The 13,686-nt window shown below is 57.3% G+C and carries 13 protein-coding genes; all 13 read left to right on the top strand.

What is annotated here, in order from left to right; genetic code table 11:
• Positions 1-2 precede the first annotated feature (2 nt).
• The 13 genes from O1724_RS13510 to tssH all read left to right on the top strand — a co-directional run bounded on the left by O1724_RS13510 (position 3) and on the right by tssH (position 13,678).
• Complete coding sequence (locus tag O1724_RS13510; RefSeq protein WP_045911215.1) at positions 3-497, top strand: T6SS effector amidase Tae4 family protein; 495 nt, start codon at positions 3-5, stop codon at positions 495-497.
• The gene (locus tag O1724_RS13505; RefSeq protein WP_052703902.1) at positions 482-931 is read left to right on the top strand and encodes a T6SS amidase immunity protein Tai4 family protein; all 450 of its coding nucleotides are present in this window, start codon (positions 482-484) and stop codon (positions 929-931) included. Before O1724_RS13510 ends, O1724_RS13505 begins: the two co-directional genes overlap by 16 nt.
• Positions 932-1,111: 180 nt before the next feature.
• Positions 1,112-1,594, top strand: coding sequence for an Hcp family type VI secretion system effector (locus O1724_RS13500; protein ID WP_014884229.1), 483 nt, complete (start codon positions 1,112-1,114; stop codon positions 1,592-1,594).
• Positions 1,595-1,669: 75 nt separating this feature from the next.
• Positions 1,670-2,659 carry a hypothetical protein gene (locus tag O1724_RS13495; RefSeq protein ID WP_126296977.1) on the top strand — a complete coding sequence of 330 codons (990 nt, stop codon included), beginning with the start codon at positions 1,670-1,672 and terminating at the stop codon, positions 2,657-2,659.
• The gene (locus O1724_RS13490; protein ID WP_045896022.1) at positions 2,653-3,069 is read left to right on the top strand and encodes a hypothetical protein; all 417 of its coding nucleotides are present in this window, start codon (positions 2,653-2,655) and stop codon (positions 3,067-3,069) included. The genes O1724_RS13495 and O1724_RS13490 overlap by 7 nt, the downstream gene beginning before the upstream one ends.
• A gap of 90 nt (positions 3,070-3,159) precedes the next feature.
• Positions 3,160-4,935: a type VI secretion system-associated FHA domain protein TagH gene (gene tagH / locus O1724_RS13485; protein ID WP_126296976.1), complete on the top strand. Its 1,776-nt coding sequence runs from the start codon at positions 3,160-3,162 to the stop codon at positions 4,933-4,935.
• Positions 4,932-5,729, top strand: a complete 798-nt coding sequence (locus tag O1724_RS13480) for a PP2C family protein-serine/threonine phosphatase (RefSeq protein ID WP_003859969.1) — start codon at positions 4,932-4,934, stop codon at positions 5,727-5,729. The genes tagH and O1724_RS13480 overlap by 4 nt, the downstream gene beginning before the upstream one ends.
• Before the next feature lie 16 nt (positions 5,730-5,745).
• Entirely contained in the window at positions 5,746-6,732 is a 987-nt protein-coding gene (locus tag O1724_RS13475) for a hypothetical protein (RefSeq protein WP_023314307.1), read from the top strand.
• A gap of 9 nt (positions 6,733-6,741) precedes the next feature.
• Positions 6,742-7,554, top strand: a complete 813-nt coding sequence (locus O1724_RS13470) for a type VI secretion system accessory protein TagJ (protein ID WP_126296975.1) — start codon at positions 6,742-6,744, stop codon at positions 7,552-7,554.
• Positions 7,547-8,110, top strand: a complete 564-nt coding sequence (gene tssE, locus O1724_RS13465; protein WP_003859970.1) for a type VI secretion system baseplate subunit TssE — start codon at positions 7,547-7,549, stop codon at positions 8,108-8,110. The genes O1724_RS13470 and tssE overlap by 8 nt, the downstream gene beginning before the upstream one ends.
• A gap of 2 nt (positions 8,111-8,112) precedes the next feature.
• On the top strand, positions 8,113-9,984 hold the full coding sequence (gene tssF / locus O1724_RS13460; RefSeq protein WP_479983976.1) for a type VI secretion system baseplate subunit TssF: 1,872 nt from the start codon (positions 8,113-8,115) through the stop codon (positions 9,982-9,984).
• Positions 9,981-11,024, top strand: coding sequence for a type VI secretion system baseplate subunit TssG (tssG, locus tag O1724_RS13455; RefSeq protein ID WP_022651406.1), 1,044 nt, complete (start codon positions 9,981-9,983; stop codon positions 11,022-11,024). The genes tssF and tssG overlap by 4 nt, the downstream gene beginning before the upstream one ends.
• Positions 11,025-11,062: 38 nt before the next feature.
• Positions 11,063-13,678, top strand: a complete 2,616-nt coding sequence (gene tssH, locus O1724_RS13450; RefSeq protein ID WP_126296974.1) for a type VI secretion system ATPase TssH — start codon at positions 11,063-11,065, stop codon at positions 13,676-13,678.
• The last annotated feature ends 8 nt before the right edge of the window (positions 13,679-13,686 follow it).

Raw genomic sequence — 13,686 nt, 5'->3', positions numbered from 1 at the left:
AAATGAGACCATTATACGAACAACTTAAACGTCAGCATTACTCTTCAAATCACACACGCGCGGGTTTTGCCTCGGGTGAACAGGTTTTTTCAGAAATTGGCTACGATTATTCGACGATTATCAAGCAACAACCGGCATACGAAAATACCTGTGCGGTAAGAATGAGCCTGGCATTGTTAAAATGTAATGTTGAATTTACAGGGCGTTTACCCATAAAGACCGGTCCCTATAAGGGAAAAACAATCGAGCCTGGCGCAAAATTACTTGCCGATCAGCTTTATAAATCCCATGTGTTTGGCAAGGCAGAAATCTTTAAAGACCGCGAGGCTGGTGCACGCTCAATGTTGGGCCGAAAAGGTGTTGTTTTCTTCAATAAAATTGATGGGTATGGCGGTGGTCATATCGACCTTATCGAGCCTCTGAGTAATAATTCGTTTATATGTAACTCCGATTGCTTTCCGTACTGTCAGGAAATCTGGTTTTGGGAATTAAATTAATTATATTCAGGTGTTTAAAGACCGTATTTCTTTTGCTCACTTGCTTATCTTTTTCTGCTCGCGGTGACAACCCTTACGTTGATTTTTATCAGCAGCAAACATACCGGCAGGTGGTTAAAGATTTTGTCCTGGCGCGCTGCCTTGCGCAGGTAGCAGATAAAGGCAGTCAATTTTCTGCTGATGCGGCCCGCAGTGCGAGCGCATTTATTGAATGGATACCGTTTGATGCTGAAAACGGTACTGACAAAGTTAACGCCATTATTGGGAAGTATAAAAACCAAATTAATGGTTTCCACTCGGAGCGCAAACCTGATGTAAAAGGCGTAACCTTAAATTGTCTACGTCTTTATCATAGTGACGAACTGAATAAACTGGTTCCGCAGCTCATCATTGGCGATCCTGATCGTACCTGGATTCAGGATAATCCACAATAGTATAAGACTTCACATTCTTTCCTTTCGTTCAGGGGGAATGTAAGACTGTCAAATGACACGGGTCGTTTGATATGAGGCAGAGGTAAAATATGGACGGTTTTATTCAGCCCCATGCTTTCCTGTTTGCCATATAAGGGCTTTTTCGAAAGCAATATTGTTCATCCACGAAGAGTAGATATTATGGCTATTGATATGTTTCTGAAGGTCGAGGGTGTTACGGGCGAATCTAAAGATTCTAACCACACCGGCTGGACTGATATTACCTCCTTCTCCTGGGGCGCGTCCCAGCCAGGTAATATGAGCGTTGGCGGTGGCGGCGGTGCCGGTAAAGTGAACTTTAACGATCTGCACGTTAACGCTCTGATCGACAAATCCACTACAGCAATCCTGAAACACTGCGCAAGCGGTAAACACCTGACCAAAGTTGAACTGTCCGTCTGCAAAGCGGGTGGTCAGCAGGTTGAATACACCCGCATCACCCTGGAAGACGTTCTCGTGACTTCCGTTCAGTACACGGGTGCAGACAACGGCGATACCGTTGGCGTGACCTATGCATTCCAGGCTGCGAAAGTGAAACAGCAGTACTGGGAGCAGACCACTGCCGGTGGTAAAGGTGCTGAAAGCAGCGCTGGCTGGAACATCAAAGAAAACAAAGAAGCGTAATTGCGCGCGTGACCGGGGAGTTTTCCCCGGTCATTATTTACAGAGACTTAATTTCGTTTGCAAAGGGATGTCAATATGAGCGTAAAATCAACGGTTGCTCCTGGTTATTGTGTTGTTCAGCAGGCTGGTACGTTAGATTTCCAGGCAAGACTACTGTTCAATAAACCAGACAGTGAAGCGGCACGTTATTTTATGCAAGTGAACAGGGACACACGGTGGTTAAAACCCGGGCAAATATTGATCCTTAATGCTCCGGGTGCTGAAAATGCGGTTCAGCTAAAACAATTACAAAATGCAAAGCAAAAGGTTAATGGAGCATTGGCAGAACTGAATACAGATGAAGCTAATTTCTTTAACAAGCATTTTAGTACCATCGCAGCATTAACTAATTTTATGGATAAATCTCTCGGGGTGGTTGCTGATGCAGGTGAAAGGTACTTTAGCGAAATAGAAAAGAAATTAAAAGCTATCGAACTGGCTTATCAAATTCAATACAGAACGCAAGGCACATTGATCGGGCAGCAGTTTTTTGTTGAAAGGCAAAAACTTTTTTCTGAGCTGGACGTTTTATTAAATAAGCTGTCCAGACTAACGCTGAAACTGAAACCTTATGAAGAAATCAAGCACGCTTTAGGTTTATCAAGCAGGTCAATTGTCCACGAATGGAGTACTGCGGGTGTTGCCTCGATACGAGGGTATTCAACATATGTAGACAATGCTTCAAAAGCTGCCCGTTTTCTGAAAATGGGAGGATGGCTTGCTATCGGCTTCGCTGGTGCAAACACAACCAATGAAGTTTACGATGCCTGTACAGTAGGTAGAGAGCAGAGTTGTTCCAAAGTCGCCGTTAAGAAGTACAGTCAATTTGGCGCCAGTCTTGCGGGCGGGATTTATGGCGGAAAATATGGCGCCATGGCTGGGGCTGGCGTATGTGTTGCATTGGGCGTGGCAACAGGTGGTGTAGGGTTGCTCGCGTGTTCTGTGGTAGGAGCCGCTTCGGGTGGATACATTGGTGGCGAAGTTGCCGGTGGAGCAACTGAATATGTCATGGATAAGCTATGGTGAATTTAGAAAATATTCTTTTATTTCTGATTGTTGTTTTATTTTTACTTGTCGTAATTATGGACTTCATCAGTTCCCGCTATTTTAAAAAACACGAGGCCGAATATAATCAGCTTCTTTCAGAATATAGGCAAAAAGGCTACGATCTCGATCTGGTGACAAATTACGCATCATTTTTTGGCTCGCTGGCAAACTATCAAAAAATAATCTGGTTTGTTCGTCTTCGCAAAGGCGTGAAGATGAAATTTACCAAAGACAGAAATGTTCAGGACGATGCCTATAAATTCGTTCAGGCATTACCGGAAGAGAGAATCGGCTGGATATTAAAACTGCATCGACGCTATAAAGCTCAGGCCTTTCTTTTTACGCTATGGCTGCTTATTGGCATTATTTTCCTGAATGTAGTCAAATAATTTTAATCAGCCCTTAACCCCCAAACCCCGCCGTTTTCACCCCCGAGAGCGGCAGCGTTTGAGCGCTAATCATACCAGCAGGAATACGCCATGCGATTCACGATTATTTCTACGAAACCCGGTCATCAGCCGCCGCAAAGCAGCTGTGATTTTTATGCCCCGGGCGGCACCATTGGGCGCGGTACGGATAACAATCTGGTGCTGCCGGACAATGACCGCACTATCTCGCGTTTGCAGGCCATCGTTCACGTCGACGCCAGTGGCGAATGCCGCGTCACGAACCGCGGCAGCGTTACCCGCGTGGTACTGAATGATATCCCGCTGGAGCGTGGGCGTCAGGTTGAGCTTCAGGATGGGGATATTCTCGGTATTGATGATTATCGCATTGAAGTCAGCGAACTCATTCATGACACCCAGCCCGTAAGCCGCATGGCGGCCAGCATGCAGCAGGCGCGCCCAGCGGCGACACCTGCTCCGGCGCCACAACCGAAACCGGCCAGCGCCGCGCCTCGCGGAAAAGCTGAACCTACGGCCGTGCCGTCGGAAATCTGGGACAGCCTGATGCAGGAGTTTTCCATCTCCGACAGCATCTCCAGCAACCGGGCAAAACCACAGCCCGCGGCATCCCACGATCCGTTCTCTCAGCCTGCGGCCCCGGAGCGGAATGCCGAAGATCCGCTGGCAATGTTTAACGACGCCGAACCGTCGCTTGAACGTAAAAACGTTGACCCGGACACGCTGTTCAGCGATGAAGCGTTGTTTAAAAAAGAGAGCATCTTTGACGATGTCACCCCTTCAACGCTGGTACAGCCGGACGAAAGCAAACCTGCCCAGCCAAAGGAAGAGGCGTCGGACGAACTTGATCCGTTAGCCCTGTTTGGCGGGTCGGCGAGCGCACCTGCCGCGCGTCACGATGACCCCCTCGGCCTGATGGGTGGCGCGCCGTTAACCCATCCGGGTGAAATCGTGGCCGATAAGCCGGAGCCAAAGCCTGAACCGCAAGCCGCACAGGAAGAGGATGCGCTGTCCAGCTCACCGCTGTTCGATCCGGAACCGACTGAACCACAGGATGCGCCGCGCGCGGAAGAAGAGCCCGCGCGTCCCGATTACGCTGGCTTCACCATGCCAACGCCGCAGGCCGTGGCGCGCAGCAACGCGCAGGCGCCTAAAGGCCGCCTGCGTATAGACCCGGTTAAAAACGCTGCTTCGCCTGCTGCCTCCGCGCAGACCGGCGAGCGGGGCGAGGTGCTTCAGGGCGAACTGCTGGAGGCGCTGCTGGAGGGCATGGGCCTGAGCGAAATGCAGCCGGTGCCGCAGTTTGACCGGGAAAATATGCGTCAGCTGGGGCAGATCCTGGGCATGTTCTCGCAGGGGACCGTGGCGCTGCTCTCCTCGCGCTCCATCCTCAAGCGTGGGGTGAAAGCCGATATGACCATGGTGCTCGACGATGCGAACAACCCGTTCAAACTGTTGCCGACCGGGAAAACGGTGCTGATCCAGATGTTCGGCACGCCGATGCCGGGCTTTATGCCGCCGACCAAATCGGTGCGTGATGCGCTAATCGATCTCCAGGCGCACCAGCTGGGGATGATCTCCGGTATCCGCGCCATTATCGCCGCCATGCTGCAATCCTTTAATCCGGAACAGCTGGAAGAGCAGGCGAAGCAGAACGGGATGACGTCACGCCTGGCGCTGCCGGGCAGCCGTAAAGCCGCGCTGTGGGATTATTTCGTTCGCAGCTATGGCGAGACGGCGGGCGAGATCGAGGACGACTTCCATACCCTGTTTGGCGAAGCCTTCCTCCATGCCTATGACATGGAGGTCAATCAGTACAAAGACTCACAAAGCGGATCGGAAGAAAAATGAATATCGCAACGGCTTCTCTCTCCCGCCAGGGGACGCGCGCCAGCAACCAGGATCAGACGGGAGAAACCATCGGGGAACGTTCAGCCTGCTTTGTCGTCTGTGACGGCATCGCGGGCCTGCCGGGCGGCGAGGTGGCCGCTGAGCTGGCCCGCAACAGCATTATTTCCCGCTTTGACGGCGACAAGCACCTTAATGCGCAGCATATTCGTGACTACGTCCAAACGGCGAACCGCACCATCCTCAGCGAACAACAGGCCGTGCAGGACTATCGCCGGATGGGCACCACGCTGGTCAGCCTGTTTATCGACAGGGATTACCGTCTGGCTTACTGGGCGCACGCCGGAGACAGCCGCCTGTACCTGTTTCGCCGCGGCTGGCTGTGGCATGTCACCACCGATCACAGCCTCGTCCAGCAGATGAAAGATGCCGGGCATCAGACCGACGATCTCAACAGCAACCTGCTGTATCTGGCGCTGGGTATTGAGAATGGCGGACCGGAAGCGAGCTACAGCGATGTCGTGCAGGTCGAGGACGGTGATGCCTTCCTGCTCTGCACCGACGGTTTCTGGCACGGCGTTAGCGAAGAGCAGATGAAGCAGTCGCTGCACATGGTCAATACGCCACAGGAGTGGCTGACCTTAATGAACCAAATCATTCAAAAGAATGCCGAACAGGAGGGCAATGCTCAGGATAACTATACCGCCGTGGCGGTGTGGATGGGCAACCCTCAGGACACCACTTTGCTGCATACGCTCTCTGACGCAGCACAATTTCTTCCCTGCGGAACTGATTAGACACACAAGGATTGATATGAAACTTTGGCTATCGGGTTTGGCTCTTCTGACGGTGGCGACCACCGCACAGGCTGAAAACTTCCGCATCGTGCAGTCTCCTGCGCAGAAGCTGGATATCTGGATCGACAACATTAAAGACAATACGCCGCAAAGCTGGTGTAAGGCGGACGTTGCGCTGCGTATCGTGGCGAACGGCAAGAAAGAGGTTTCGGTGCTGGAAAACTTCGTGCCGCGCCTTGGCTCGCTGCTGGAGCACCAGTGCAGCAAGCTGAATACCCTGAACTGGACGCTTAACGATCCGGAAGGCACGACGCTTGCCCGGGGCACAGCGGCTAAAGCACAGGACTGGGCGCTGGTGGTGAAACAGCAGGAAACGACGGCGGCAACGACCACCACCTCAGGCGCGCTGCTGCCGCCTGACCAGAATCCGGAGACGCACACCGTGGCGGCAGATCGTACGCCATGGCAGGAGTTCACCCTTCAGGACGGTTGCCACCTGCGCACCTTCTGGGAGGGCGGTTCCTCCGCGCCGGCGCTGTTTATTCCGGATTCCGACACCACCCGCTGCGGCAACGGTAGCTGGCTCAGCGGCCACACCGTGGTGACGCAAAATCGTAACGGGGCGCAGAAAGCGATTCCGGTCACCTACATTCACGGCTTCCCGGTGATGGGACTGAACAACGCGGTCGATCCTGAAAAGGCGCTGATCACCTCCGTCAACAAAGAGCGCATGGTCTTCAGCACCCCGAACAGCGACCAGAGCTGGATGATCCTGCCGTACGACAGCACTCTGAACGGCTGGAAGAGCAACGGCACGGTGGCGGTGGAAATCACCCGTGAGATCGCCAGCGACGACGCCAGACTCCAGGCGCGTATCGCAGAGGTGAAGAAGATCTGGAGCGCATGGGTTGCACCGGGCGCGGAGCTGAACGTTGTTCTGATTGACACGCTGCGTCCGCAGCTGCGCGATCCGGCAGTGGGCGCCTGGCGCGCGGCGAATTAAGGGGGGGCTATGAATACGCTTTATCAACGTCTGGCGGGTGAGTCGATTAGCGACGCGCTGCTTCGCCTGGAAGCCGAAATCAAAGCTCGTGCGGCGGATGCCGATCTGCGCGCCGCGTTTGTGCAGTTTCTGATCCTCAGCGGCAACTGGGCGCGCGCCCTGACCCAGCTGAAGAGCTGGCTGGCGCTGAAGCCGCAGGCAAAACCAACCGTAACGCTGCTGGAGCAGGCCATTCAGGGTGAACAGCAGCGGGCGCGCGTGTTCGCGGGAGAGGCGCGACCGGCAATGCCCGAGGCGCAGTGGCCGTGGCTGTCGACGTTAGCCCAGGCGCTGACCGAACGCGCCGGGCAAGCGCAAACGCTGCGCCTGGCGGCACTCGAACAGGCCCCGGCAAGCCGCGGGCAGGTCACGCTGGAGAATGAAGAGAGCCACACCTTTGAATGGCTGATGGACGGCGATGCCCGTCTGGGGCCGGTGTGTGAAACCCTGGTCAATGGCCGCTATTTCTGGGTGCCGTTCTGCGCCATCGATGCGATCCGTTTTCAGGCTCCGGCCAGCGTGACCGATCTGGTGTGGCGTCATGCGCTGGTCCGCCTAACGGACGGCACCGAGCAGGTGTGTCAGATCCCGGCGCGTTATCCGTTTGCTGACGGCGCTTCCGATAGCGTTAGACTGGGGCGCACCACCGAGTGGCTCCCGCTCGACGACGACGGTGTCCTGTATGAAGGCATGGGGCAGAAAGCCTGGCTGAGCGAGCAAAGCGAAAGCCCGCTGCTTACCCTGAGCCTGGTGACATTTACCTCGGATGGTGCGGATGAGTAATACCGCTGGCGAAGGCGATCTGCTGCGCAGCGGCTGGCAGGCCCGCAGCAGGCAGGAGAAAGTGGGGGCGCGCGACAAAATGCAGCCCTCACTGCTGGATCGCCTGACGGATAACGATCCGGAAAAAAAACGCGAGTCCGCCAACAGCAATCTGATTACCCACGCCGCGCTGCGTCGTAACGTCCTGCGGGATTTACAGTGGTTGTTTAATACCATCAACCACGATGCCTCCAGCGATCTGAGCGGGCTGACGCAGGTGAGCCGTTCCGTCGTTAACTTCGGCGTCGCGCCGCTGGCGGGGAAAAGAATGTCTGATATCGAATGGCACGACATTCAGCGCAAGCTCACCGAAGCGATTATTAACTTTGAACCGCGGATCCTGCCCCAGGGGCTTCAGGTTCGCTGCGTGTCCGATACCTCCTCGTTAGATCTGCACAACGTTCTGTCTATCGAAATCAAAGGCCGCCTGTGGTGCGTGCCGTATCCGCTGGAGTTTCTCTTTCGCACCGACGTCGATCTGGAAAACGGCCATTTTGAACTGAAAGATGCGGGGTAATGATGGAAAGCAAACTGCTCGAATATTACAACCGTGAACTGGCCTATCTGCGCGAGATGGGCGCGGAGTTCGCCGAACGCTACCCGAAAGTGGCGGGGCGGCTCGGCATGCGCGGCATCGAAGTGGCAGACCCGTACATTGAGCGCCTGATGGAAGGTTTCGCCTTCCTGACCTCCCGCGTGCAGATGAAAATGGACGCCGAATTCCCGCGCTTTTCACAGCGTATGCTGGAGATGATTGCGCCAAATTATCTGGCGCCTACGCCGTCGATGGCGATCGCTGAAATTCAGCCCGACAGCAGCCGGGGCGACCTGAGCAAAGGCTTTATTGTGCCGCGCGGCACCATGATGGACAGCCTGGCGCTGAAAAAAACCGGCGTTACGTGCAGCTATACCACGGCGCATGAGGTCAACCTGCTGCCGTTAAAAATTGAGCGGATCGAGCTGGGCGGCGTTCCCGCCGATCTGCCGCTGGCCCAGCTCGGCCTGAGTCAGCGGGGGATCAGCAGCGCCTTACGGGTCCGCATTGCCTGCGATGGCCCGCAGCATCTCGGGCACCTGGATTTTGACCGCCTGGAGTTCTTCTTAAGCGGCCCGGACATCGAGGCGCTGAAGCTGCTGGAGCTGGTGATGGAGCACCACGCGGGCATCGTCTGCCAGACGGTCAGCAAGCAGCCCCAGCGCCAGCTGCTGTCGTCTGACGCCCTGCGTCAGGAAGGCTTTGATGCGGACCAGGCCCTGCTCCCGGACGATCTGCGTAACTTTGACGGCTATCGCCTGTTGCAGGAGTACTTCGCGTTCCCGGCGCGTTTTCGCTTCATCAGCCTGAGCGGGCTGGGCAAGTTGATCCAGCGCTGCGAAGACGAAAAAGCGTTTGATATCTTCATTCTGCTCGACAAGAGCGACGATCAGCTGGAGCGCGTGGTGGATGCCAGCCACCTGGCGCTGCACTGCACGCCGGTGATCAACCTGTTCCCGAAAGTGGCGGCCCGGCAGAAGCTGAGCGAAAGCCAGCATGAATACCACCTGGTGGTGGATAACATCCGCCCGCTGGATTATGAAATTTATGCCGTGAAAAAAATCTATGCCAGCGCGGATGGTCAGCGGGACGACCAGACGTTTCGTCCGTTCTGGAGTACCTGGAGCGGGGACGCGGGCAACTACGGCGCCTATTTTTCCCTGCGCCGTGAGCAGCGCGTTCTCTCCGAACACGCGCTGCGCTATGGCACCCGCACGGGCTATATCGGCTCGGAGGTCTTCGTCTCGCTGGTGGATGCGCAGCACGCGCCGTGGCAGGAAAACCTGCGCTATATCTCCGCCGAGGTGCTGTGCACCAGCCGTGACCTGCCGCTGATGCTCCAGCAGGAGCTTGGGCAGTTTATTATGGCCGACTCCATGCCGGTGATGGCGTTAACCCTGCGTAAAGGCCCGACGCCGCCGCGTCCGGCACTGGCCGAAGGGTTCAGCACCTGGCGGCTCATCAGCCAGCTGCAAATGAACTACCTTAGCCTGATGGACAGCGAAAACGAAGAGGGCGCTGCCGCGCTGCGTCAGCTGTTAGGGCTGTACGCCAACCTCGCCGAGACGCCGGTTGCCCGTCAGGTGGATGGCGTTAGTCACTGCGTGCTGGAGCCGGTGCACCGCCGCGTGCCGGAACCCGGCCCGGTGGTGTTCGCCCGCGGGATCGGCATCACCCTGACGGTGGACGAACGTGCCTTTTCCGGCGCCAGCCCGTGGCTTTTCGGCAGCGTGCTGGAGCGCCTTTTTGCCCGCCTGGTCTCCATCAACAGCTTTACGGAGTTCACGCTCAAGAGCCAGCAGCGCGGCGAAATCGGCTACTGGGCGCCGCGTATGGGTAAAAGGGCGCTGGTATGAGTGAAGTTGCCCCTGCAACGCTGCGCGTGCATCGCCTGACGCCGCTGCCCGATGCGTTCTGGCGCGGAGTGCGCGAGACGCCGTGGCGCTACGATCTGTTCCAGCTGTTAAGACGCATTGATGCCCAGGGCGGCGAGCGTTACCCGCTGGGACGCGCGCCGCTGCCTAAATTTGAGCCGCTGCGTATTGGTCAGCAGCCTTCAATGGGCTTTGCGCCGTCAACGGTTGCTGAGGTCCGGCAGCGGGAAGAGAACGGACTGCATGAGGTTTCCATTCTGAGCTTCGGCCTGTTTGGTCCTAACGGCCCACTGCCGGTGCACATGACTGAGTACGCCCGCGAGCGTATTCATCATCATCAGGATCACAGCCTCAGCGCGTTTGCCGACCTCTTTCACCACCGCCTGACGCTGCTGTTCTACCGCGCCTGGGCGGACGCGCAGCCTGCCGTTTCACTGGATCGCGACGACAACAGGCGCTTCGAAGGGTATCTGGCATCGCTGATTGGCATGGGGCAGCCTGCCCAGATGTCGAAAGGCAGCCTGAGCGCGCATGCCCGCTTTACTCACGCCGGGCACCTGACCCGCCACGGGCGGGATCCGGAAGGGCTGGAGAAAATCCTGCGCAACTATTTCAACGTGCCGGTCAGGCTGGTGGCCAACGTCCCGCAGTGGATGCCGCTCTCAACGCGGGAGCAGGCACAGCTGGGTGAGGGGCGTCGCCTGCCGCGCATGGGAGAGTCCGCTTTTCTCGGCATTGCGGTACGCGACGTGCAGCATAAATTCCGGCTCGAGATTGGCCCGTTGAGCGCAGACGACTACAACCGTTTTCTACCGGGCGAAGGATGGGTCACCGAGCTGCGCGACTGGGTGCGACAGTACGCCGGGGTGGAATTTGAATGGGAAACACGGGTGATCCTGCGCGCCGATGCGGTGCAGGGCGCCACGCTCGGCAGCGCCGGGCGATTAGGGTACAACACCTGGCTCGGCCTTCAGCCTCAGCCTGTTCCGCGTGGCGATCTGGTGTATCGCGCAGAGCGATAATCCTTCCGTATACCGAATCATTGTTAATGGAAACTAACATGTCAGAAATTAGCCGTGCCGTGCTTTTCGGCAAACTGGATACGCTGTTATTTACCTCTCTGGAAAGCGCGACTGCCTTCTGTAAGCTGCGCGGCAACCCGTACGTTGAGCTGGTGCACTGGCTGCATCAGCTGATGCAGCAGCAGGATGGCGATCTGCAACAGGTCATCCGTCACTTCGCCCTTGATGAACAGCAGCTGACGCGCGATATCGTGGCGGCGCTGGATGCCCTGCCGCGTGGCGCGAGTTCCGTGTCTGATCTTTCCGAGCATATCGACAGCGCCGTCGAGCGCGCCTGGGTCTACGGCTCGCTGAAGTTTGGCGTCAGCCGCATCCGCGGCGGCCATTTGCTGATCGGCATATTGAAAACGTGGAATCTGGCTAACGTGCTGAAAAGTATTTCGGCGCAGTTCACCCGTCTTAACGTTGAGGTGCTGGTCGAGCAGTTCGACGCCATTTGCGCCAGCAGCAAAGAGAGCCAGCAGGCCGCCGCCGCTGCGGACGCGCCTGCCGGGGCAGTACCGGCTGCGCAGGGCACGCTGGCGCAGTATGGTCAGGATCTGACGGCGCGCGCCCGGGAAGGCAAGATTGACCCGGTGGTGGGGCGCGATGAAGAGATCCGCCAGATGGTCGATATCCTGATGCGTCGTCGCCAGAACAACCCCCTGCTGACCGGGGAAGCCGGCGTCGGGAAAACCGCAGTGGTGGAAGGGCTAGCGCTGCGTATCGCCGACGGCGACGTGCCGGAGCCGCTGCAAAACGTTCAGCTGTGGCTGCTGGATATCGGCATGCTTCAGGCCGGAGCGGGCATGAAAGGGGAATTTGAGGCGCGCCTCCAGGCGCTGATTAACGAGGTGCAGTCCAGCGCCACGCCAATTATTCTGTTTATCGATGAGATCCACACCCTGATTGGCGCAGGCGGACAGCAGGGCACCGGCGATGCCGCTAACCTGCTCAAGCCAGCCCTGGCGCGCGGGCAACTGCGCACCATCGGCGCGACCACCTGGGCGGAATACAAAAAATACATTGAGAAAGATCCTGCGCTGACCCGCCGCTTCCAGACCGTACAGGTTCACGAGCCGGATGAAGCGAAAGCCGTACTGATGCTGCGTAGCACCGTGTCGCCGCTGGAAACCCATCATCAGGTTTTACTCCTCGACGAAGCGGTCAGCGCGGCGGTGAAACTGTCGCATCGCTATATCCCTGCGCGTCAGCTACCGGATAAAGCGGTGGCGCTGCTGGATACCGCCTGCGCGCGCGTGGCCGTCAGCCAGAGCGCGCCGCCTGCTCAGCTGGAAGACTGCCTGCGCCATCTTGCCGCGCTGGATGTGGAAATTGAGATCGCAGAACGCGAAGCGCGCGTGGCGGCCGGTGATGCCGAGCGCGTCACGGCATTACGCGCCGAACGCGACGCGTATGAGACAAAACGCGAAGCCCTGGCCCGACGCTGGGAAGAAGAGCGCAGCCTGGTGCAGGAGATTATCCGCCTGCGCGCCGCGCTTTTCGCGGCGGGCGAAGAAGATACCGCCGAGCTGCGCGGCCAGCTGGCAGAACAGCAGCAGGCGCTGAAGATCTTACAGGGTGACGAACCGCTGCTGTTTGCCGCGGTGGATGAGAACGTGGTGGCTGCGGTGGTCTCAGACTGGACCGGGATCCCGCTGGGCCGGATGGTGAAAAACGAGATCGACGCGGTTCTGAACCTTGCCGACACGCTGAACCAGCGTGTTATTGGCCAGCGTCACGGTCTGGATCTGATTGCCCGCCGCGTGAAAACCTCGCGGGCGAAGCTTGATGATCCGAACAAGCCGGTGGGCGTCTTTATGCTGTGCGGTCCGTCCGGCGTCGGTAAAACCGAAACCGCGCTGGCGCTCGCCGAATCCCTGTACGGCGGCGAGCAGAACGTCATCACCATCAACATGAGCGAGTTCCAGGAAGCGCACACCGTCTCCACCTTAAAAGGTGCGCCTCCGGGGTACGTAGGGTATGGTGAAGGCGGGGTATTAACCGAGGCCGTCCGCCGCCGTCCATACAGCGTCGTGCTGCTGGACGAAATTGAGAAAGCGCACCCGGACGTCCACGAGATCTTCTTCCAGATCTTCGACAAAGGCTGGATGGAAGACGGCGAGGGGCGCCATATTGATTTCCGCAACACCATTATTATTCTGACCTCCAACGTCGGCACCGAGCTGATTAGCGCCATGTGCGCCGATCCGGACCTCATGCCGGAGCCTGAGGCCTTAAGCGGCGCGCTGCGCCAGCCGCTGCTGGAGGTGTTCCCACCGGCGCTGCTGGGCCGTCTGCTGGTGGTGCCGTACTACCCGCTCAGCGACGAGATGCTGGGGCAGATTGTGCGTCTTCAGCTCAGGCGCATTCAGCGTCGTCTGGAAGAGAATCACAACATTATTTCTGAATTTGACGACAGCGTGGTCGAACAGATTGTTCAGCGCTGTACCGAGGTTGAGTCGGGCGGGCGTATGGTGGATGCGATTCTGACCAATACGTTGCTGCCTCAGATGAGCCAGATTTTACTTACCGCCAGCCGCAGCGACCAGCAGTACCGACGTCTGCATGTCACCTGCGAGCAGGGCGAGTTCCACTGTCAGTTTGCCGCGTAATAATCATC

This window comes from Enterobacter cloacae complex sp. HYC074_NIDB (assembly GCF_056673345.1).
Note: the sequence above shows the minus strand (reverse complement) of the source record. Positions and strands in the feature narration are given on the sequence as shown.